Source organism: Rhizobium oryziradicis, assembly GCF_001939045.1.
GTDB lineage: Bacteria > Pseudomonadota > Alphaproteobacteria > Rhizobiales > Rhizobiaceae > Allorhizobium > Allorhizobium oryziradicis.
In genome coordinates this window covers 1-21,799 of the sequence record NZ_MKIM01000017.1, presented here as the reverse complement: position 1 = coordinate 21,799, position 21,799 = coordinate 1, and the positions used below count along the sequence as shown (strand labels likewise).

Here is a 21,799-nt window from a genome sequence, read left to right as displayed (position 1 = left end):
TGCTTGATCACGCCATCGCGCTCAAGTCCCTTTTCTTTGTCGTGTCTTCAAGACATTGCGGATGGAAAAGCTGGAGTGAATCCGCGCAACGCCCGGCAATTTGGCAAGAATTTCCTTATGGATGCGCTCAAAAGCATGGGCGTTCTCCACCTCCAGCTTGAGCAGATAATCCGAGCCGCCGGTCATCAGGAAGCATTCCTGAATTTCGGGGAATTTGCGGATCGCTGCCTCAAACTTGTTGAGGTGTTCTTCGGTCTGTCGTTCCAGCGTAATATTGATGATCACGGCAATGCCGTCTTTCTCGTCCGACTGGCCCAGTATCGCCGTATAACCGCGGATATAGCCCTCTTTTTCCAGGGCCGCGATCCGGCGCAAACAGGCCGATGGTGACAGGCCAACAATGGCCGCAAGCCGAGTGTTGCTCACTCGCGCATCCAGTTGCAACTGCCGCATGATGTTGCGGTCTATGGCGTCGATGCCGCTCACGCAATAAATCTCCTATTTTTCATTGATTATTGCGTCATTCGCTTAAAATGGCAACGTTGATGCATATATTGCGCGAACATTGCTTCCAGATTGCCCTAGTCTTTTCCAAAAACGGGGAATTGCGATGGACATGTCGATTGGTGAAAACATCTGTGCTGACGCCCTGTCGGGGCGTCTTGTCATTGATTTACATGCATTGGCTGAAAACTACCGCACGCTGGCGGCTCGCGTTCGCCCCGCAGAGGCATCAGCCGTGGTCAAAGCGGATGCTTACGGCCTTGGCGTTTCTCATGTTGCACCAGCCTTGTTTGCGGCAGGCTGTCGCAAATTTTTTGTGGCCCACCTTCAGGAAGCTGCGAAACTAAGGCCTTACCTTTCCCAGGACGCCAGCATTTTCATTTTAAACGGAGTGTTGCCGGGTGGCGAAAACTTTGCCGCCGCCCATGGGTTTATTCCAGTGCTAAACTCACTGGAGCAAATTGCCAATTGGCAAGAAACCGTTCAATCGCTGGGAAAATCCCTGCCTGCGATTTTGCAATTCGACACGGGCATGTCACGCATTGGATTGTCGCCGCAAGAGCGTGATGTTCTGGTGCAAAATCCGGCCTTGCTCGCAGATCTGGATGTTCATTATCTCATGAGCCATCTTGCCAGCGCGGATGAGAGCGAAAGCCCGCAAAACGCCAGCCAACACGCCGTGATGCAAGATATTCTTGCGCAATTTCCGGGTATTCCGCTCTGCTTTGGCAATTCCGGTGGCATTTTTCTCGATACGCATTTTCATGGCGATTTGGTACGCCCGGGCATTGCGCTCTATGGCGGTGTGCCTTCAGCCCGCTCGGGGGATGCAATCAAGCCGGTCATCAGCCTCTCCGTGCGTGTTGTTCAAACCCGCACCGTTCCTGCCGGCACGCGGATAGGCTATGGTGGAACCTATGTTGCCGCGCGGGACATGCGACTTGCGACAATTGCGGCAGGCTATGCCGATGGCTTGCCACGCAGCCTGAGCGACAAGGGTGCAGCTTATTTTGGGAATGTGCGTCTGCCGATTGTCGGGCGCGTCTCGATGGACAGCATGACAATAGACATCTCTGCTCTGCCCGAGGGCACCTTGACCCTGGGCAGTCTGGTCGACGTGATTGGGCCGCATCAAACACTTGAAGATGTGGCCAAAGCCGCAGGCACCATCTCGTGGGAGATCCTGACGAGCCTTCGCCACCGCTATCATCGCCACTATATTTAACCGCGCCACGCACAGCATACATCGGGGATTATCATGAAAATCACAGTTCTTGGCGCTGGTGTCATCGGCGTTACCACAGCTTACTATCTTGCGAAATCCGGCCATGAGGTGACGGTGATCGACCGCCAGCCCGCCCCGGCACTTGAAACCAGCTTTGCCAATGCCGGCGAAGTCTCCTTTGGCTATTGCTCCCCATGGGCGGCACCCGGCATTCCGCAAAAGGCACTGAAATGGCTGTTCATGGAACATGCGCCTTTGATTTTGCGCCCCAAAATTGACGCAGCCATGTTGGGCTGGATGTTGAAAATGCTCTCCAACTGCACATCCGGCCGCTATGCCATCAACAAAAGCCGCATGCTGCGACTGGCAGATTACAGCCGCATCGCGCTTGCCGATCTGCGCTCGGAAACCGGCATCGCATATGATGAGCGCATGCAGGGAACGCTGCAACTGTTTCGAACGCAGGCCCAGCTCGACGCCTCCGCCAAGGATGTAAAGGCGCTTGCCGCCGATGGCATTCCTTATGAAGTGCTGGATAAGGAAGGCTGTATCCGCATGGAGCCTGCGCTGGCTGCCGCACGCGACAAAATCGTCGGCGGCCTTTTAACACCCAAGGATGAGACCGGCGATTGCTTCAAATTTACCAATAGTCTGGCTGAAAAGGCCGCAGCCTTGGGCGTGGTGTTCGATTACGGTCGCACCATCCTTGCCATTCAATCCGACGGCTCGAAAATCACCGGCGTTGCCACCGATAAGGGCGTGGTAAAATCCGACACCTATGTTGTGGCCCTGGGCAGCTATTCACCGATTCTGCTAAAACCCCTTGGCATCAAACTGCCCGTCTATCCGGTCAAAGGCTATTCTCTGACAATTCCAATTGTGGACCCGTCCAAATCGCCCGAATCGACCGTGATGGACGAAACCTATAAAATTGCCATCACCCGTCTGGGCGATCGTATCCGGGTGGGTGGCATGGCAGAAATTTCCGGCTACACCAATGATCTGGGCCAGGCGCGCCGCCGCACGCTGGAACATTCTGTCACCGACCTGTTTCCGGGTGGTGATCTGTCCAAGGCCAATTTCTGGTCGGGCCTGCGCCCCATGACCCCCGATGGCACGCCCGTGATTGGTGCGACCAGACTTACCAATCTCTACATCAATTCCGGTCACGGAACGCTGGGCTGGACCATGAGCTGTGGCTCGGCGCGGATGCTGAGCGATGTGATCAGCGGACGAAAAGCAGAGATTGAAACCGCCGACCTCGCACTCAGCCGCTATTGACGCAATCCGTCTGTCCGCTCATGATCATTCTGTCGAATGATTGAAAGGGAGGACAATCGTGAAACGAGCTATTGCAAATTGCGTGGCCGCAGGTGCTTTCGTGCTGAGCGGCATCACAGCAACAGAGCACGCCAAAGCCAGCGAATTCATCAATGTTTTGACTGGCGGCACATCGGGGGTCTATTATCCGCTGGGTGTGGCGCTGGCCAAAATTTATGGCGATGGCATTTCGGGAGCACGCACCCAGGTGCAGGCCACCAAGGCTTCTGTTGAAAATCTCAATCTCTTGCAGCAAGGCAAAGGCGAGATTGGATTTGCGCTGGGCGATAGCGTGAAAATGGCGGCTGAAGGCGATGCAGAGGCCGGCTTCAAGGCACCGCTCAACAAGCTGCGCGGCATTGCGGCGATCTATCCAAACTATATCCAGATTGTCGCCTCAAAAGACTCCGGCATCAAGACACTGGCCGATTTCAAAGGCAAGAGCATCTCGGTGGGTGCCGCAAAATCCGGTACCGAATTGAATGCGCGCGCCATTCTGGCCGCCGATGGCATGTCTTACAAGGATCTGGCTAAGACCGAATATCTGCCTTTTGCGGAATCCGTTGAGTTGATCAAGAACCGCCAACTGGATGCCACTTTGCAATCGGCGGGCCTCGGCGTTGCATCGCTGAAAGACTTGGCAACTTCGGTTGCTATCAATGTGGTGTCCGTTCCCAAAGATGTGGCCGATAAATTGGGACCGCCTTATCTCTCGACTGTTATACCCGCCAATACCTATGAGGGGCAGACCGAGGATGTCCCAACCGTTGCCGTTGTCAACTTTCTGGTAACGCGCGAAGGCGTTTCCGATGAAACCGCCTATCAGATGACCAAGCTGCTGTTTGAACATCTGGACACCATGAAAGCAGCCCACAACGCCGCATCGGCGATTACATTGGAAAATGCCATCAAGGGCATGCCAATTCCGCTGCATCCGGGTGCCGCACGCTATTATAAGGAAAAAGGCCTGTTGTAAGGCTCTGCCTGTCGCCGGTTTTGCAACCGGCGACACGTTTTTGACTGCGAGGGGGGACAAGCAGCGTGCATTCAAACGCAACAGCAACACAGACTGAAACGGCCGAATTTCACAACAGGTTTGGCGATGCCTTTCCAGCATCCATCGAAGGCAGATTGCTGTTTTTGATCGCGGTTGCCTTTTCGGTGTTTCAAATTGCCACAGCAGCCCATCTGATTGATTTTCCAAGCCAGATCGTGCGCGCCATCCATGTCGGTTTCTTGCTGCTCCTCACATTTCCGCTGGTGGCCGCAGCAACCCATAGACCCTTATGGTTCAAAGGTATCGCATGGGCACTGGCGGCCTGTGGCGTCGCAGTGGCAGCCTATCAAACCATTGAATATTCCGATCTCTTGATCCGCGCGGGTGATCCGCTTCCGATGGACATGACTATGGGCATTCTCAGCCTTGGGGTCATTTTTCTCGCCTGCTGGGTCAGCATGGGACCAGCACTGCCGATCATCAGCGGCCTCTTTCTGGCCTATTGTCTGCTGGGGCAATATCTGCCCGCCCCGCTGGATCATCGCGGCTATGACCTTTCACAGGTCATCGACCATATGGCCTATGGCACGGAAGGCATTTATGGCACGCCGATTTACGTGTCATCTTCCTATATTTTCCTCTTCATCCTGTTTGGGTCCTTCCTCGAAAAAGCGGGGATGATCCAACTGTTCACCGACGTGGCCCTTGGGCTCGTGGGTCACAAACGCGGGGGAGCTGCCAAAGTGGCCGTGATCTCATCGGGTTTGATGGGCACAATCTCCGGCTCAGGTGTGGCAAATGTTGTCACCACCGGCCAGTTCACCATTCCGCTGATGAAAAAATTCGGCTATCGCGCCGCCTTCGCCGGTGGCGTAGAGGCAACCGCCTCGATGGGCGGCCAGATTATGCCGCCGGTGATGGGAGCGGTCGCTTTCATCATGGCCGAAACTCTTGGTGTGGAATACTCCGAAGTGGTCAAGGCAGCGCTCATTCCCGCCATCCTCTATTTCATGTCGGCCTTCTGGATGGTGCATCTTGAGGCAGGTCGGCGTGGCCTGGTGGGCCTGCCTGTCTCGGAATTGCCATCTGCGACAAGGGCGCTGCGGCAACATTGGTATCTCATTCTGCCGCTGGCAGCGCTCGTCTGGCTGCTGTTTTCGGGCTATACGCCGCTGTTTGCAGGCACGGTCGGCCTTGGATTGACAACGATGCTCATCCTTGGTGGCAGCATAGCGCTAGGCCTGCCCGCAGGCGCAATCCGCCTGATCTTCTGGATCGCACTCGGCGTGATCGGGGCTGCTTTTCTGAAATTTGGTTTCAACATTGTGCTGGCTGCGCTGGTGGTTTTGGTGGCGTGGAACGCGATCAGCAAGGGCGGCCGCAAAACATTGGTGGATTGCGTTGACAGCTTGGCGGAAGGTGCAAAAACCGCCCTGCCGGTTGGCATTGCCTGCGCCATTGTCGGCATCATCGTCGGCACAATGACCCTCACGGGTGTTGCCACAACCTTTGGCGAATTCGTGGTTTCTGTGGGCAAAACCAGCCTGTTTTTATCGCTGGTGCTGACCATGATCACCTGCATCATTCTGGGCATGGGCATTCCCACCATCCCCAATTATATCATTACATCGTCGATCGCAGGCCCCGCATTGCTTGCCTTGGGCATTCCGTTGATCGTCAGCCATATGTTCGTGTTTTACTTTGGCATTCTCGCCGATCTGACGCCGCCGGTTGCGCTTGCCTGTTTTGCCGCGGCACCCATTGCCAAAGAAAGTGGTTTGCGCATCTCGCTCGAGGCCATCAAGGTCGCAGCCGCTGGCTTCGTTGTGCCATTTATGGCCGTCTATTCGCCCGCGTTGATGCTTCAGGATGGTGGACCGCTGGCCTTGGAAATCGGCTATATTCCAGCTGTGCTCTACATCGTCACCAAGGCCCTGCTTGCCATTGGTTTGTGGGGAGCAACTGTGACCGGTTTTTGCGCGGTGATGCTCAAACCGCTTGAGCGGGTTTTTGCAATGAGTGCCGCTTTCTTGCTGGTAGCGGCTTTACCGATGACCGATGAAGCAGGTTTTGTGCTATCAGCCCTCTTTGCTTTCTGGCTCTGGCGGCGCGCAAAAGCGGAGGCCAGCGCGTGAGCCTTTGCATTGCCGTGGGCGCAAAGACCATGGTGATTGCAACCACGGTCTTTACCCTGCAATGGACCCATTCGGTTGAGAAAATCGACTGGCGTGAGCAGTGGCAAATTGAACCCGCTGGCCTTCATCTTGTAGAAGCCAGGGTCAAAGGCTCTGGCGCGGGCATGGAGCCGGGCGACGATGCAAAACTGAAAGATGGTTGGTGGACATGGACACCAAAGCTGGCACCGATCAAGCAGCTTTCTCTTGCCGCCTCCGGCACAACTGGCGGCGGTTGGCATCTTTGCTATGCAGACACCTGTATTGAGCTGGGAAAACAGGCGGGGCAAAGCGCTGTGCTGAGCCCCTGCCCTTGATGTTAAGCAGGTAAGCCCACAGCCAACGCCTCTTTCACGGCCAATTCGGCCATGGCAAGAGCCGCTTCGCGGGTTTTGGCAGCCGCAATAAAGCGACCGTTGTGGCAGAAGGTGGCCCCTTCAACACCGCAGGCGGCCTCAAGATCGGCATTGGTCAGTCCGGCCCAGCTTGCTGGCAAATCTGCACGCAGATCAAAGCCCTCGTCAGCGCGGCGAATGCCAATCAGGGTCCAGTCATTGCCACGTGGATGCACCACAAACAGCAGATGATCGGCACCGGCTTTCACCACAGCCGGGCGGAACGGCATGCCCATCGGCAATTCCAGAATGCGCCCCTGCCCTGCCCGCTCAATCGCCTGTTCTACCACCGCTTCAGCCCGCAGCTTCGCGGCACTTTTGGATATTCTGGCTTCAACAAAGCTGCGCGCAATGGCCAAAGCCTCGTGAAAGGTGCGATCTTCGGCCTGCGGGTCTGTTTCATCAAAAACAGGCTTCAAGGTTTCCAAAAGCGCCGGCAGGGTCAACCCAGCCAATTGTCCAGCCGTTGCCGGGCTGAGCGCGCCATTGTCCACCAGATCGACCGGCAACACAAAACTGCCATCAAACGAGGTGTGAACCGCCTCGATATGCGCCTCAGGCAGGCTTGATGCTGCGAGATAATCGCGGCCATAGTGTTTCCAGATCAGGCCGAACGAGCTATACGGTTGGCCATCGTCGCGCAACGGTGCGCCGCGCTGATGATGGTCAAAAATCTGCTGGTCAGCATCATAAAGACCACCGACATCATAGACAATGCGGTCTTCAGCAGGCGCAATCCACTCTGGTGCGCGGCTTCGAACAATCTTCGCGTCTGGAAAAAGCCGGGTCAGGATGACGCTGGACAGCAATTCATCGGCATGAAAGCCACCGGAATGGGTGACGAGAAAAGCTGGAGCCATGCCTGAGTAAACCTTGTTGTTGATATGCATGGCAGCAAATAGCCTTTGAGGCCGATAAGCTCAACCCATCTTCCCGCATTTTGCAACAAGGCTTGTTGGTTAGGCCTGATGATCGCGTAAAAGCTCGATAATGGCAGAAAAATCACGCCCGCCGTGGCCCTGCTTTTCAAATAGGCTATAGAGTTGCTGTGCCTGTGCGCCCATTGGCGTTGATGCACCGGTGGCAAGAGCGGCATCTTGCGCCAATTTCAAATCTTTCAGCATCAATTGTGCGGCAAAACCCGGAGCATAATCGCGGTTTGCTGGCGAATTTGGCACCGGCCCCGGCACCGGGCAATAGCTGGTCAGCGACCAGCACTGGCCCGATGACGTGGAAGCCACCGCGAACAGGGCTTCATGCGAAAGACCAAGCCGTTCGCCCAACGCAAAGGCTTCGCACACGCCAAGCATGGAAATACCAAGAATCATATTGTTGCAGATCTTGGCTGCCTGCCCGGCACCGGCCTCTCCGCAATGCACAATCTTAGCACCCATGACCTCCAACAAAGGCTTGGCCTTTGAAAACGCCTCAACCGTGCCACCCGCCATAAAGGTCAGCGTGCCTGCATTCGCTCCGCCTGTTCCGCCTGAGACCGGCGCATCAAGCGATAAAAACGACGCTGCTTCGGCCATAGTATGGGCTTTGCGCGCACTGTCGACATCAATGGTCGAGCAATCAATCAACAGAGCACCCGCTGATGCGTGAGCCGTAATCGTGCCCCAAACAGTGATAACATGACGACCAGCGGGCAACATGGTGATGACCACCTCGGCACTTGCGACGGCCTCTTCAATGGTCTTTGCAGGCTCTATCCCAAGCTTGTTGGCCGCCTCTAACGCGGCTTCCGACACATCACAACCCGAAACCTGATGGCCTACTTTTGCCAAATTGGCCGCCATGGGCAATCCCATATTGCCAAGGCCGATGAACGCAATCTTTGCCATTGCTCACATTCCTTCTTATCTGTTGTCTGCGAGGATCATCTGTGCCGCCTTTTCGGCGATCATGATCGTCGGTGAATTGGTGTTGCCGGAGGTGATGGTCGGCATGATCGAGGCATCTGCCACCCGCAGCCGTTTCAACCCGCGAAACCGCAGGCGCGGATCGACAACGCTGTCTGGATCGGACCCCATGCGGCAGGTGCCCACCGGATGAAAAATCGTAGTGCCAATATCGCCCGCCACTTTGGCCAGATCGTCATCGGTTTCAAACTGGCTTCCCGGCTTATATTCCTGCGGGGTAAACCGTGCAAAAGACGGTTGCTTGGAAATGTTGCGGGCAATGCGAATAGACTGCACCGCGACCTGCTTATCCCGCTCGCTGGTGAGATAATGGGGTGCGATGGCCGGTTGCAGGGCAAAATCGGGAGAACGAACATGCACCGATCCCCTGCTCTCCGGCCTTAGATTGCACACACTCGCGGTGATGGCCGGAAAGCGGTGCACCGGATCGCCGAACTTATCCAGCGACACCGGCTGAACGTGAAATTGCAAATCCGGCGTCTCTTTGTCCGGTCCTGACCGGGTAAAAATACCGAGCTGGCTTGGGGCCATGGCCATGGGGCCAGAGCGGCGCAGCGCATATTCCATACCAATCGCCATTTTGCCGAACAGGCTGGAGGCTTTTTCGTTCAAAGTCGGCACGCCGGTGACTTTGAAAACCACACGCAGCTGCAAATGGTCCTGCAAATTCTCACCCACAGACGGAGCGGCATGGACAACATCAATGCCGGCTTTTCGCAAAACCTCTGGATTGCCGATACCCGAAAGTTCCAACAGATGCGGCGAGCCGATCGAACCAGCCGACAGAACCGTCTCTTTTGAAGCGAAAAACTGCTTGGTGATGCCATCATGATGGACCTCGACACCTTTCACGGTGTCTCCTTCAAGGATCAGCCGCTTGGTGTGCGCCTTGGTCAAAACCGTCAGATTGCCACGAGCAACGGCTGGCCGCATAAACGCTTTCGAGGTGTTCCAGCGAATACCCGAGCGCTGATTGACATCAAAATAGCCGCTGCCTTCATTGCTGCCACGGTTGAAATCCGCAGTTTCGGGAATGCCCGCCTCTTTTGCCGCCTGCTGAAAGGCTTCCAACACCGCCCAGCGCACAGGGGCACGCTCAACCCGCCATTCGCCGCCGCTTCCGTGCAGTGCATCCGCGCCCTTGTAAAAATCCTCGGATTGCTTGAACAGGGGCAAGACATCATCCCAACCCCAGCCATCACAGCCCATCTGCCGCCACTGGTCATAATCGCGTGCCTGCCCACGCATATAGATCATGCCGTTGATGGAGGAGCAGCCACCCAAAACCTTGCCACGGGGATAATTGAGGGCACGACCGTTTAGCCCCTCTTCTTTCTCCGTTGAAAAACACCAGTCCGTGCGCGGATTGTTGATGCAATACAGATAGCCGACTGGAATATGAATCCAGTGGTAATTGTCATTACCACCGGCCTCCAGCAGCAGAACGCGAGTGTTTCTGTCTGCCGCCAAACGATTGGCCAAGACGCATCCTGCCGAACCCGCGCCGACAATAATATAATCAAATATGTCCATTTTCTACTCCGCAACAATGCATTGCGCAGGGTTGAGGCTCATTCCCTCAACCATTCTGCATCAAGAATGTTGGTTGAAACCCAGCTTGCGACCGATCCAAGATGCATTGATTTCGCCAACAATACCGCGCCGAAACACCAACACGCAGACCATGAAAACAACGCCGGTGATGATGGTGACAGGAAAGCCGGTTGTGGCCAGATAATTGCCAAGCGCAACAATAATGCCTGCGCCAAAAACCGGCCCCAGCATGGTGCCAATGCCGCCCAGCAGCGTCATCAGGATCACTTCACCCGACATCTGCCAGGACACATCCGTCAAGGTCGCAAATTGGAACACCAGCGCCTTCATGCCTCCGGCCAATCCGGCAAGGGCGGCCGAAAACACAAAAGCCCCCAGCTTGTAGCGGGCCACCGCATAGCCCAAGGACAGCGCGCGTGTTTCGTTTTCACGGATGGATTTCAAAATCATGCCAAAGGGTGAATGCACAAACCGCCAGATGAACAGCAATCCCAGCAGGAAAATACCGGCGACCGTGTAATACATCGCCAGCGGCTGATTGAGGTCAATCATGCCCAGAAGATGCCCACGCGGCACCGACTGGATGCCATCTTCACCCTGGGTGAATTCGGCCTGAAGGCAGAAGAAAAAGAACATTTGCGAAAGCGCAAGCGTGATCATGGCAAAATAAATGCCCTGACGACGAATGGCCAGCAGGCCCATGATAAGCCCAAGGAATGCCGCGCCGACCACGCCGGTCAAGATACCCAGTTCTGGCGGAAAGCCCCATTCCTTCACCACATAGGCGGTGAAATAGGCCGCAGCTCCAAAGAACGTCGCGTGGCCGAAAGACAAAAGGCCGGTATAGCCCAACAGTACATTGAAGGCGCAGGCAAATAGGGCAAAGCACAACAGCTTCATCAGGAAAATAGGGTAGACGAAAAAGGGGGCTGCCAGCAAAAAGGCCAGAGCCAGCAAACCCAGTGCAAGCTTGATGGACGAGCGGGATGCGGCAAGTGTCGATGATTTTGAAGACATATCAGCTCTCCCGACCAAAAAGGCCAGCCGGCCTGATGAGCAAAACAATGGCCATAATGACGAAAATGACGATACTGGAGGCTTCCGGGTAGAACACCTTGGTCAGGCCTTCGGCAATGCCCAGCATATAGCCGGTCAGAATTGCCCCCATGATCGACCCCATGCCACCGACAACGACGACCGCGAAAACCACAATAATGGTGTTAGACCCCATCAACGGCGATACCTGATAGATGGGTGCCGCCAGCACCCCGGCAAAGGCTGCAAGGGCCACACTCAAGCCGTAGGTAAAGGTGAGCAAAACCGGCACGTTGACGCCAAACACCTGCACCAGCGTCGCATTTTCCGTGGCAGCGCGCAGGTATGCGCCAAGCTTGGTGCGCTCAATCAGAAACCATGTGGCAAGGCAGACGGCTAAAGATGCAATCACCACCCAGCCGCGATAGATGGGCAAGAACATAAAGCCGAGGTTGGTGCCGCCAGTCAGCGCCGCAGGCGTGGCATAAGGCTGGCCGGATGCGCCGTAGAGGTAGCGAAACGTGCCTTCCAATGTCAGCGCCAGACCGAAGGTGAACAACAACCCGTAAAGTGGATCGAGATCATAGAGCCTGCGCAAGAACAGCCGCTCAACCACAGCCCCGCCCAGACCGACAATCACAGGTGCCAGCACCAGCGCTGGCCAATAGCCAATGCCAGCAAATTGAAGCAGCAAGTAAGCGGTGAAAGCGCCAAGCATATATTGCGCCCCATGGGCGAAATTGATGATCCGCAACAGACCAAAGATGATCGCAAGGCCGAGCGAGAGCAGCGCATAGAAAGAGCCGTTGATCAGCCCCACCAGCAATTGGCCCAGCAAGGCCTGAAGGGGAATGCCGAATATCATTGTCATGACCTAAACCCCCAGAACCGTGTGCAGCGTATCCATACGCTCGGGCAGCTCGCCAACTGGAAATTCCGACACCACCATGCCATGATCCATCACATAGAAGCGGTCGGCGACACGGGCGGCAAAGCGGAAATTCTGCTCCACCAGCAACACCGTCATGCCGCGCTCTTTCAGCTTTTTCAAAACATCGCCAATGCGCTGCACAATCACCGGGGCCAACCCCTCGGTTGGCTCATCCAGCAACAGAAGTTTGACGCCCGTGCGCAAAATGCGCGCCATGGCCAACATCTGTTGCTCGCCACCGGAAAGCCGCGTGCCGGGGCTGTTGCGCCGCTCATGCAGGTTGGGGAAAAGTTCGAAAATCTCATCCAGCGACATGCCACCATCGCCCACGGCTGGCGGCAACATCAGATTTTCAATCACGTTGAGCGATGCAAAAATGCCGCGCTCTTCCGGCACATAGCCCAAACCGTGATGGGCCGTGCGGTGCAGCGGCACCTGCATCATATCGTGCCCGTTGAGGCGGATTTCACCACGGCGTTTGCGCAGGATGCCGGTAATGGTGCGCAAGGTCGTGGTTTTACCCACGCCGTTTCGGCCCAAAATCGTCACCATTTCGCCTTCGCCAATGGTCATATTCACGCCATGCAGCACATGGCTTTCGCCATACCAGGCATTCAGATTGTTAATCTCGAGAAGAGCCGCCATTTCAGTCTTCCTCCGTGCCCATATAGGCGGTTCTAACGCGAGGATCGCGGCTGACAGTGTCGTAATTGCCCTCAGCTAAAATTTCGCCACGCTGAAGCACCGTGACATGGTGGCAAAGATCGGCCACAACGGAGAGATTATGCTCCACCATCAACACGGCGCGCGTCGCTGCCACCTCGCGGATCAGGTTGGCAATCGTGCCAATGTCTTCCTGCCCCATGCCCGCCAAAGGCTCATCCAGCAGCAGAACTTTCGGATCAAGCGCCAGCGTGGTCGCCATCTCCAACACCCGCTTGCGACCATAGGACAGATCCGCCGCCAGCACATCGCGCTCTCGTGTGAGGCCGACAGTGGCGATCAGATTTTCAGCATGGCTGTTCAATTGGTTCAGCGCTGACAACGGCCGCCAGAATTGATGGGCAAGCCCGCTCTTGCGCTGCAAGGCCACCCGAACATTGTCGAGAACGCTCAATTGCGGAAACACCGCCGAAATCTGAAAGGATCGCACCAGCCCCTTGCGGGCCACCTTATCCGGTACAGTGCGCGTAATATCCTCGCCCAGCAGGGTAATTTTTCCAGCGGTTGGCTGTAAAAACTTGGTCAGAAGATTGAAAACCGTGGTTTTGCCAGCCCCATTTGGCCCAATCAGCGCATGAACCCGCCGGTCATGCACATCAAGATCAACATCCCGCACGGCGGTGAAGCCGCCAAAGTCCCGGCGCAGGCCACGGGCGGATAACACCACCCGTGGCTCTGAGCGCTCCATCTGTTCAACGGATGCGTTCATCATTGTTTCCAGCCTGTTTACTTGACGAGATCGCAACCGCTCTTGGCCGGATCGATATAGGCTTCCTTGCCGGGAATGGTGGCCAGCACATTGTAATAATCCCACGGCATCTTGCTCTCGGAAGGCTTCTTCACCTCCAGCAGATACATGTCGTGGATCATGCGGCCATTGGCACCCACGGTGCCACCACGGCCAAACACATCATCCACCGGCATTTCATGCAATTCCTTGGCCACGGCGTCAGTATCATCGGTGCCAGCCTTCTGAACCGCTTTCAGATATTGCATCACCGCCGAATAGGTGCCCGCATGTATCATATTGGGCATCTTGCCGGTGCGTTTCATGAAGCGCTCGCCAAATTTGCGGCTTTCATCATCGCGGTTCCAATAAAAGCCTTCTGTCAGTGTCAGCCCTTGTGCTGCCTGAAGACCAAGACCATGCACCTCTGCCAGCGTGAACAACAGAGCTGCGAGACGTTGACCGCCTTGGGTAATACCAAATTCCGCTGCCTGCTTGATGGCATTTTGCGTATCAGCACCAGCATTGGCCAAGCCGATCACTTTTGCGCCAGAAGACTGGGCCTGTAACAGGAAGGAGGAGTAATCGCTGGTGGACAAAGGATGCCGCACCGAGCCTAAAACCTTACCGCCATTGGCTTTCACAAACTCACTGGTCTGCTGCTCCAGCGAATAGCCGAAAGCATAATCGGCTGTGAGGAAAAACCAGCTGTCGCCGCCCTGTTTCACCAAAGCACCGCCGGTGCCAACGGCAAGAGCGTGGGTGTCATAGGCCCAATGGAAACCATAGGGGCTGCATTGCTTGCCTGTCAGCTCGGTGGTTGCCGCACCGGTCACGATGTCGATCTTTTTCTTCTCTTTGGCGATGGCCTGCACAGCAAGCGCAACCGACGAGGTGGTCAGCTCCATAATCGCATCCACCTGATCGCGATCGAACCATTGCCTTGCAATGTTGGAGGCAATATCGGGCTTGTTCTGGTGGTCGGCATCCACAATTTCAATCGGCGCACCCAGCACCTTGCCGCCAAAATCCTCCACCGCCATCTTGGCCGCTTCGACCGAAGACTTACCACCAAAATCGGCATAAACGCCCGATTGATCGTTCAAAATACCAATCTTGACCTTGCCGTCAGAGACGCCGCCTGCCGACGCAGCAAAAACCGCTGACGCGCCCGCAACAAAAATTGCAACCGATGCTAAAAGCATATTTCGCATGATATTCCCCTCCCAGAGATGTTCAAACAGAGATGAACCTGTTCAAAATTGGCCAGCCGTTCTCCTCAAAACAGCCGAACATGTGCGATAGTCGGCTATATTGATCATTGACGCAACACAATTGGCGGATTAATTCCAAACAGCACATGTTCATTTTTGAACAGATGGATTTAAACCATGGCAAAGATGCAGTTTACCTGGGATGATCTCCAGTTCTTTCTGGCCGTGGCACGCTCGGGCCAGCTGTCCTCCGCGGCCCGTAATTTGCGCACCAGCCACGCCACCGTATCGCGCCGGATCGATCGACTGGAATTTTCCTTGAAAGTGAAGCTGTTTGAGCGCAACCCGCGAGGCTATGTGCTCACGCCTGTTGGTCATCGCTTTGTGGAAACCGCAGAAAAAGTCGAGCAAGAGGCGGCCCGCCTGCAAGAAGAGCTGTCGGGCGGAGATCTTGTTCAGCGCGGTGTTGTGCGCATGTCAGCGCCAGAAGGCTTTTCCAATTTCTTTTTCGCGCCAAGATTGGCAGAGCTTTCCCACTATCATCCGTCTATCACGCTGGAGTTGGTGACCATTCAGCAAATCATGTCGCTATCGCGCAAAGAAGCCGATCTTGCCGTGGTGCTGGACCCACCCAAAGCAGGCCCCTATCATTTTGAACATCTGACTTTTTATCAGCTGCAAATCTACGCATCAAAAGACTATCTTGTGCGCAATGGCGCACCGCAAACACCAGATGATCTGCTCTCCCACGCTTTCATTGGCTATATTCAGGACATGATCTTTGCGCCGGGGCTGGATTATCTGGGCGACATTCATCCTAAAATTCGGCCCGGTTTTCAAAGCTCAAGTATCTTTTCGCAATTGACCGCAACCCGCAATGGTCTTGGTCTTTGTGTGCTGCCCCTGTTTATCGCGCACCAATATCCAGAGCTTCGCCCGGTGTTGCCAGACACCGTGCTCAAACGCGATTACTGGATCGTCTGCCATCACGATATGCTGCAAGTGCCACGCATTCGCTCGATCATGGATTTTCTGCGCGGCAGCGTAAAAGACAATGCCCATCGCTTTATCACCGATGCCCCTTGAAAAGGCACCCCTATGTCGGCGGATGCAAAAATGAAGGCATCATCGCGTTTGTTTCCAGCGTGGACAGATAGAGCTTTGCGGTGTCGAGCGCCTCGCGGATTGTCACATCCATATCGAGATAACGATAGGTGCCCAACCGCCCGACGAAGGTCACGTGAGCCTCTTGCGTGGCGAGGGCTGCATAATGCGAAAGCTGCTCTTTTTCCTCAACCAGCCGGATGGGATAATAGGGCGTGTCCTTCGGCCCGCAGGCTCTGGAGAATTCGCGGTAGCAGACCGAGCCTTGGTGGCTCTCCCAGGGAGAGAAATGCTTGTGTTCAGTGATCCTCGTAAAAGGCACTGACACGTCACCGTAATTCATCACCGCACAGCCCTGATAGTCACCATCATAGGTAAAGCGCTCAAAATCCAGCGTGCGATAGCCGAGATGGCCATATTGATAGTCAAAATAACCGTCGAGCGGGCCGGAATAAAACACATGAGCAAAACCAACGGCTTGGTCCCGTTGAAACGCCGTTTCCAGATGCAGTGAGATATTCGGATGATCAAGGATCTGCCCGACCATATCGGTATAGCCATTCTCTGGCATGCCTTGATACCGATGGAAAAAATAGTTGTCGTCATAGTTGAAACGCACGGGAAGCCTCTTCAAAATCGAGGCTGGCAATTCTGTGGGTGAGCATCCCCATTGCTTTTGGGTATAGCCTTTGAAGAAGGCTTCATAGAGATCCTTTCCGACAAAGCGCAGCGCCTGCTCCTCAAAGGTCTTTGGCTGCTCAATGCTTGCATCCCCCAGCGTCTCAAGAAAGGCGCGCGCCTCATCGGGCCGAAAGCTCTTGCCAAAAAACTGATTGATGGTGTGCAGGTTGATGGGTAGCGAATAGACCTGCCCCTTGCTCGTGGTTTTGACACGATTTTTATAGGGCATGAACGTCTGGAACCTGTTGACGTAGTTCCAGACCTCCGCATCATCTGTGTGGAAAATATGCGGTCCATAGACATGGACCATCACATCCGTTTGCTCATCGCGCTCGGTGTGGCAATTGCCGGCAATATGGGGCCTGCGGTCAAAAATCTCAACTTGATTTCCAGCCTCGGCCAGCGCGCGACCAATGACAGCACCGGAGAGACCGGCCCCGACAATCGCAATTTTTTTGCCCTCAACCGCCGTCATCATCAACGCTTTCCTGCAGCTTCCTCGGTCCAGAGGCGGCTGTCGTAGGGAATGGGCGCATAGTCGTGATAACGCGCCAGCTTTTCCCTATAGCGCTGGCGATAGGTCTGCTCATCGCAATAGGCAATATTGCTCTGCACCAGTTCCACACCGAGTTCGTAATAGAGGTCGAGATTGCGCAAGTCCGGCACCGGTGTTTCGCCCCGTTCGGCCTCTTCCTGCATGTGCCAGAACAAGGTTTCGAGACGGCGAGCAAGCCCAGGAATGTCGCGCAGAACAGAGGTTTCGCGCTGGTCTTGCAGCGCCTTTCTGATCTTCAACAAGGTCTTGGGGGCATTGGCGAAAGCAATTGCCTGTTCAACATAATGCTGAGGATCTTTGCAGACCAGTTCTGGCACGCCCGCTGCATGCACAATGCTGGCGCAAAACCTTGACGCAAAGCTTTTTCCGGGCACCGTCAGAACCGGCAAGCCCATGGTCAGCGCGTCGCCTGCGGTCGAATGGGCACCATAAGGGAACGTATCCAGAAACAAATCAGCCACCGCAATACGGGCCAGATGCTGCGCATTAGGTGCCTTGGGCGCAAAAATAAGGCGATCGGGCAAAACGCCTGCGGCTTCTGCCAAAGTGCGCAAGCGCTGATCCACATCATCACTGGCACCAAGCAGCCAGAGCACGCTGCCTGGCGTCGCCTTCAGAATTTTCATCCATTGGGCAAAGGTGGCCTCGGTGATTTTTTGCATGCCATTGAAACAGGCGAAAACGAATGCCCCTTCCGGCAGACCGGCCTCCGCACGATACGGTGTTTTGGCAATCTCCCGCTTGCGATCAATGGGCTGGTTGCAGGCAATCCGCAGCACTTTTTCGGTAAAGTAGATTTCGTTTTCAGGCGGCACAATATGCTCATCCGCGATCATATACTGATGAAACTGGCTACCCATTGTGCCGGGATAACCGCAAAAGTTGACGATCACGGGAGCCGGGCGATAGGCAAAAATGCGTGTCCGCGCATGTTTCGTGTAGCCATTGACGTCGATCAAAATATCAATGTCGTCGGCAGCAATTTGCCGTGCGGCCTCTTCATCACTCAGCGTCGCAATATCACGCCAGCAATCGACGGCTGCTTTCATGCGGTTTTGGGTCGCATCATTGGTAACCGGATCGCCACAATAGTACGCGAAGATCTCGACACTCGTCTTATCATGCAATTCCAACACGTCGCGCAGCGCAAAACCAACTGCGTGATCGCGAAGATCAGATGAGAGATAGCCAACGCGAAGACGCTGGCCCGTTCCCGATTTGCGGGCCACCAATTTGCGCGGAAAATGTTGGGTATCAGGGCGGCCGACCAGAGATTTGTTATAGCGATAGGCTTTGGCCAGTTGAAAAAGCGGATCATCCGCAAAGCAAGCCAAAGACAATGGCGACAGGCCGTCGACCAGATGACGCAGAGAGACATGCTCAGACGGCGTCAATATTGGCCATTTGCAAGCGCGTTGGCGGATGGCAGTCCAATGCTGGGCCGACTCGCTTTTATCGGGGCGCAGTTCCATCGCTTGCCACAGCGCCGCCTCCGCATCTTCCAACAGGTTGGCATTTTCCATCACGCGGCCAACGTGCTGAAGCGCCATAAGCCGATGCGAGACTTTTTCAGCCGTGCTCTCAGCCGTGACATCCAAAAGCTTGCGCCATTGCTCGATTGCAAGCGCTGCCAGGCCGCTATCTTCAAACGCCCGACCAAGGTTGATATGGGCCTGACCAAACTTCGGGTCAATCTTCAAGCAAGCTGTCAGCGCGTTGATTGAGCCGGTGATATCGCCAGCCTGACGCAGCGTGACAGCGTAATTGAAATAAACCAGATGCAAAAAGGGATGCACCTCGTTAAACGCAATCCACGCCTTATAAAGCTCGATTGCTTCCTGCCGTTGACCGCTCGCAGCGCGGTTTTCTGCAAAACTGAACAGGTCTTGCACCGACAATCGCCGCATGCGTGCGTGCTCAACCATAACAGCGAGAGGCTGCATTGGATCCATAGCGGGTGCATTATTGACGGCCATTGGTTTTCCCAAACATGTGAGGCCTAAAGGCCAGTCTTATCCCTCTTAGAGCAGCGGATCGAAAACCGGTTCCCACTTTTCGGCCGATGCTCTAAGTTTTGTTTACTCATCGGATTTATCCGAAAACCGCTTCCCACTTTTCGGCCGATGCTGTGCTGCAGAATTTCCACTGAATGGTTGCGCACCGCATCCGGCCTTCTGCTCGAAAGTCGATCATCTACGAACAGACACCTATTCGCAACCGATTCGCAGACAGGATGATGGCCGCGCCAGGATAAAGCGAGGCCTTGCTGCTTTGAAAAGCAACTGTTCCACAAGAAGTATTTGGCATTGGCAATATGACGCCGACACGGTCGCGGGGTATATCAGCCCTGCGATTTACCGTGACATATTGTACTCGGAAAAAGGGATGAAGCCGAGCGGCAAAAAACATGCGGTCATTCATGTGGCCCGTGGTGTCTGCTCAACTTTGGCACTTTAATCTCGTATCACGCGTTAAGGCGCAAAAGCCCTACACAGTCATCAGAGGCCTGCGCGCGGGAAGCCCCCTCCCCGCGATTGATTTTTCTGCGCAACGGCACATATACCAGTCAGAACCGATCAGAACTTTCTGCTGACACGCACTCTGGCTGCTGTGGATTTGTCACCATCGCCTTCAATATTGAACAGAATGTTGGCCTCCATTCCCCATTGATTGTCGGTCACAAGCGATAGCCCACCTGAAAGTGCGCCAAAGGCACCAGCACCATTCAACCCCGAAAAGCCGACGTTTGCGCCAATTTTGGGTGTCAGGACCGATCCGTTTTCCAAGGTAAAGGAACGGGCAAGATCTGCACCCGCACTGACGCGCAATTGCTCTTCAGTGAAACCTTTCAAACCAAGGAAGTCGCCCTGATTGTTGCTGACACCATAGTCTTTCACCGTCTCGGAGAGATAGATGGTTCTGAACTTCGGAGTCAGCACAGTTGAGTCACCAATGACCCACTGTCCCTTTACCTTTGTATCCACAATCCAGCGGGTCGTATCAAAGCGGCCATCCCAGAAGCGTGTATCGATGGTATTCGAGGAGGCACCATAAAGAACACTGGTGTCCCAGAATATGCCTTTTTGCAACTCGAAAGATGCATAAGGCCCAACCAGCCAACCATTTCCGGTCAACTTGGCATCATCGTCTGTGGGATCGGTCATTCTGTCATAATGAAGAGACACCCCCAGCAACGCCTTGTCGGTCAAGAGATAATCGGCCCCGAGAGAGAGCATGCCGAAACTGCCCCACTGGCTGCCGTTGTCTTTTCGGTTGTGCAGGGCAATGATACCGTCAACCCAGATATTAAACCGGGTATCCGAGCCGCCCTCAATGCCATCGGCATGATTGCGAGCAGCTTCCATTTGCGCCAGACTGGTTGAAAAGCCCAAGGAGAGCCCCTCAGACGAGGGCAGCACGACCGTCGTTACAGGATCTGTCACCGAATCCAGACGCCGACGTTCCATAAGGCCTGGAATATGAAGCGACGCGGCAATCAAACTTTGCCGTGAGCGTACAAAGCCATGGACAAGCGCATCAATATCCTGCGCAACCACGGCAGCATCATAGCCGAGATTATAGGTCACAATGCCGGTGTTGGAGAGGCCCAACGTGCTGCTCAATCGATAATTAACCTTGACCTGGCCGGAATAGCTCGGATTTGGCGTAAACTGTAAATACCAGCCGACGGGGATGAAAGACGACGTGGCCTGGGCCAATTGCCCTTGAACAATCCGTGCCGTGCCAGCATTTGGCGGCTCAACCACGACAATTTCTGCCGAGAAGAACGGTCCACCCGTTGCCCCGCGATTAAGGTAGACATCGGGAGGTGTCGAACCCGCAGTAACATTGATCTCCTTGTTTGGCGCGGTCACAGCACGCGGCGCGACTTTGAGCGTGTAATTTGCCGCTGCGGTGGCACCACCCGTATCACTGACCGAAATACTAAAGGAATAGTCCCCCTCTGTTTTGGCTTCCAGAGGACCGGTCAACGTTCCGGTCGACACATTCAGGACAAGGCCTTTCGGCAACGTGCCAGATCCAATGCTGTAAATCAGAGTGCCCGTACCGCCTTTTGCAACAATCTCCTGACGATAATCCTCGCCCGCCATCGCCTCGCTCAAAGCACCGCCTGCTGGTGAAAAGACCAAACTCGTCGGCGCAGCAGCAATTGAAAGTTGATAATTAACAGAAGCTGTTTGAGCATTGGCGTCAGTTACCGTCACGGTAAATGCATATTCACCTGCAGCGCTTGGTGTTCCACTGATCCCACCCGTGGATGAATCCAGTGTGAGGCCAGCCGGAAGAACATTACTGGTGACCGCAAAAGTGTAAGGTGCGCTCCCCCCTGAAGGCGTCAAGGTCTGACTATAATTTACCCCGACACTTCCCTTGCTAAGAGGGCCGGAAGCTGGCGAAAAAACGATAGAAGCAGCAGCGGCCCGCGTCACGTTTACCGTATAGCTCACCTTCGTGGAACCATCCTGCGCCGTCACTTCAACCGTGATCGCATTGGCTCCAACAGCAAGCGTAATCGTGCCGGACGCTGAACCGGATGTGACAGGCGTACCATTGACCGTCACAGACGCCGTTGCATCCGCAACCGTCGGCGTGACCGTTAACGTCGACACCGCGTTTGCAACACTTGCCGTGTAGCTCAACGTGCCAGAGGCAAAGCTTGGAGACAACGTGCCGCTTGAGAGCGTCAGGTTCGAAAGCGTGGCATCAGATGAGGCG

The 21,799-nt window shown here is 55.0% G+C and carries 18 protein-coding genes; 6 read left to right on the top strand and 12 right to left on the bottom strand.

Features of this window, described 5'->3' with window-relative positions:
• Positions 1-21: 21 nt before the first annotated feature.
• Positions 22-486 carry an Lrp/AsnC family transcriptional regulator gene (locus BJF95_RS00585; RefSeq protein ID WP_075637502.1) on the bottom strand — a complete coding sequence of 155 codons (465 nt, stop codon included), beginning with the start codon at positions 484-486 and terminating at the stop codon, positions 22-24.
• 124 nt (positions 487-610) lie between these two features.
• Between BJF95_RS00585 and alr the strand changes: the two genes are divergently transcribed.
• The 5 genes from alr (at position 611) to BJF95_RS00560 (ending at position 6,537) form a co-directional block, all read left to right on the top strand.
• Positions 611-1,729 (top strand): alanine racemase, encoded by a 1,119-nt coding sequence (gene alr, locus BJF95_RS00580; protein WP_075637501.1) that lies wholly within the window; start codon positions 611-613, stop codon positions 1,727-1,729.
• A 33-nt stretch (positions 1,730-1,762) separates the two neighbouring features.
• Positions 1,763-3,010: a D-amino acid dehydrogenase gene (locus tag BJF95_RS00575; RefSeq protein ID WP_075637500.1), complete on the top strand. Its 1,248-nt coding sequence runs from the start codon at positions 1,763-1,765 to the stop codon at positions 3,008-3,010.
• A 58-nt stretch (positions 3,011-3,068) separates the two neighbouring features.
• Positions 3,069-4,025 (top strand): TAXI family TRAP transporter solute-binding subunit, encoded by a 957-nt coding sequence (locus BJF95_RS00570; protein WP_075637499.1) that lies wholly within the window; start codon positions 3,069-3,071, stop codon positions 4,023-4,025.
• Positions 4,026-4,090: 65 nt separating this feature from the next.
• The gene (locus BJF95_RS00565; RefSeq protein ID WP_075637498.1) at positions 4,091-6,181 is read left to right on the top strand and encodes a TRAP transporter permease; all 2,091 of its coding nucleotides are present in this window, start codon (positions 4,091-4,093) and stop codon (positions 6,179-6,181) included.
• Positions 6,178-6,537: a DUF1850 domain-containing protein gene (locus BJF95_RS00560; protein WP_075637497.1), complete on the top strand. Its 360-nt coding sequence runs from the start codon at positions 6,178-6,180 to the stop codon at positions 6,535-6,537. The genes BJF95_RS00565 and BJF95_RS00560 overlap by 4 nt, the downstream gene beginning before the upstream one ends.
• A 2-nt stretch (positions 6,538-6,539) precedes the next feature.
• On the opposite strand, the gene BJF95_RS00555 is transcribed toward BJF95_RS00560, so the two are convergent.
• From BJF95_RS00555 to BJF95_RS00520, 8 genes are all read right to left on the bottom strand, one after another.
• Positions 6,540-7,475 (bottom strand): MYG1 family protein, encoded by a 936-nt coding sequence (locus BJF95_RS00555; protein WP_075637545.1) that lies wholly within the window; start codon positions 7,473-7,475, stop codon positions 6,540-6,542.
• Positions 7,476-7,574: 99 nt separating this feature from the next.
• On the bottom strand, positions 7,575-8,459 hold the full coding sequence (mmsB, locus tag BJF95_RS00550; protein ID WP_075637496.1) for a 3-hydroxyisobutyrate dehydrogenase: 885 nt from the start codon (positions 8,457-8,459) through the stop codon (positions 7,575-7,577).
• A gap of 15 nt (positions 8,460-8,474) precedes the next feature.
• Complete coding sequence (locus tag BJF95_RS00545; protein ID WP_075637495.1) at positions 8,475-10,070, bottom strand: GMC family oxidoreductase; 1,596 nt, start codon at positions 10,068-10,070, stop codon at positions 8,475-8,477.
• A 60-nt stretch (positions 10,071-10,130) separates the two neighbouring features.
• Entirely contained in the window at positions 10,131-11,108 is a 978-nt protein-coding gene (locus tag BJF95_RS00540) for a branched-chain amino acid ABC transporter permease (protein ID WP_075637494.1), read from the bottom strand.
• Between the two features lies 1 nt (position 11,109).
• Positions 11,110-11,997, bottom strand: a complete 888-nt coding sequence (locus tag BJF95_RS00535) for a branched-chain amino acid ABC transporter permease (RefSeq protein ID WP_075637493.1) — start codon at positions 11,995-11,997, stop codon at positions 11,110-11,112.
• 3 nt (positions 11,998-12,000) lie between these two features.
• A complete protein-coding gene (locus tag BJF95_RS00530; RefSeq protein ID WP_075637492.1) occupies positions 12,001-12,702 on the bottom strand; it encodes an ABC transporter ATP-binding protein in 702 nt (233 codons plus the stop codon).
• Position 12,703: 1 nt separating this feature from the next.
• Positions 12,704-13,489, bottom strand: a complete 786-nt coding sequence (locus tag BJF95_RS00525; RefSeq protein WP_075637491.1) for an ABC transporter ATP-binding protein — start codon at positions 13,487-13,489, stop codon at positions 12,704-12,706.
• A gap of 17 nt (positions 13,490-13,506) precedes the next feature.
• Positions 13,507-14,721 carry an ABC transporter substrate-binding protein gene (locus BJF95_RS00520; protein WP_075637490.1) on the bottom strand — a complete coding sequence of 405 codons (1,215 nt, stop codon included), beginning with the start codon at positions 14,719-14,721 and terminating at the stop codon, positions 13,507-13,509.
• A 177-nt stretch (positions 14,722-14,898) separates the two neighbouring features.
• On the opposite strand from BJF95_RS00520, the gene BJF95_RS00515 reads away from it, so the two are divergent.
• The gene (locus BJF95_RS00515; protein WP_075637489.1) at positions 14,899-15,807 is read left to right on the top strand and encodes a LysR family transcriptional regulator; all 909 of its coding nucleotides are present in this window, start codon (positions 14,899-14,901) and stop codon (positions 15,805-15,807) included.
• A gap of 10 nt (positions 15,808-15,817) precedes the next feature.
• On the opposite strand, the gene glf is transcribed toward BJF95_RS00515, so the two are convergent.
• The 3 genes from glf to BJF95_RS00500 all read right to left on the bottom strand — a co-directional run.
• Entirely contained in the window at positions 15,818-16,981 is a 1,164-nt protein-coding gene (gene glf, locus BJF95_RS00510; protein ID WP_075637544.1) for a UDP-galactopyranose mutase, read from the bottom strand.
• Positions 16,982-16,983: 2 nt separating this feature from the next.
• Entirely contained in the window at positions 16,984-19,038 is a 2,055-nt protein-coding gene (locus BJF95_RS00505) for an O-linked N-acetylglucosamine transferase, SPINDLY family protein (RefSeq protein WP_075637488.1), read from the bottom strand.
• Between the two features lie 600 nt (positions 19,039-19,638).
• Positions 19,639-21,799: putative Ig domain-containing protein (locus BJF95_RS00500; protein WP_175577168.1), on the bottom strand; the 2,161-nt coding region annotated here is incomplete at its 5' end.

Bases quoted from the DNA above. Each gene is read 5' to 3' on its own strand.
- BJF95_RS00505 (WP_075637488.1), bottom strand. From the start codon at position 19,038: ATGGCCGTCAATAATGCACCCGCTATGGATCCAATGCAGCCTCTCGCT.
- BJF95_RS00545 (WP_075637495.1), bottom strand. From the start codon at position 10,070: ATGGACATATTTGATTATATTATTGTCGGCGCGGGTTCGGCAGGATGC.
- alr (WP_075637501.1), top strand. From the start codon at position 611: ATGGACATGTCGATTGGTGAAAACATCTGTGCTGACGCCCTGTCGGGG.
- BJF95_RS00555 (WP_075637545.1), bottom strand. From the start codon at position 7,475: ATGGCTCCAGCTTTTCTCGTCACCCATTCCGGTGGCTTTCATGCCGAT.
- BJF95_RS00540 (WP_075637494.1), bottom strand. From the start codon at position 11,108: ATGTCTTCAAAATCATCGACACTTGCCGCATCCCGCTCGTCCATCAAG.
- BJF95_RS00575 (WP_075637500.1), top strand. From the start codon at position 1,763: ATGAAAATCACAGTTCTTGGCGCTGGTGTCATCGGCGTTACCACAGCT.
- BJF95_RS00535 (WP_075637493.1), bottom strand. From the start codon at position 11,997: ATGACAATGATATTCGGCATTCCCCTTCAGGCCTTGCTGGGCCAATTG.
- BJF95_RS00525 (WP_075637491.1), bottom strand. From the start codon at position 13,489: ATGAACGCATCCGTTGAACAGATGGAGCGCTCAGAGCCACGGGTGGTG.
- glf (WP_075637544.1), bottom strand. From the start codon at position 16,981: ATGACGGCGGTTGAGGGCAAAAAAATTGCGATTGTCGGGGCCGGTCTC.
- BJF95_RS00515 (WP_075637489.1), top strand. From the start codon at position 14,899: ATGGCAAAGATGCAGTTTACCTGGGATGATCTCCAGTTCTTTCTGGCC.
- mmsB (WP_075637496.1), bottom strand. From the start codon at position 8,459: ATGGCAAAGATTGCGTTCATCGGCCTTGGCAATATGGGATTGCCCATG.
- BJF95_RS00530 (WP_075637492.1), bottom strand. From the start codon at position 12,702: ATGGCGGCTCTTCTCGAGATTAACAATCTGAATGCCTGGTATGGCGAA.
- BJF95_RS00520 (WP_075637490.1), bottom strand. From the start codon at position 14,721: ATGCGAAATATGCTTTTAGCATCGGTTGCAATTTTTGTTGCGGGCGCG.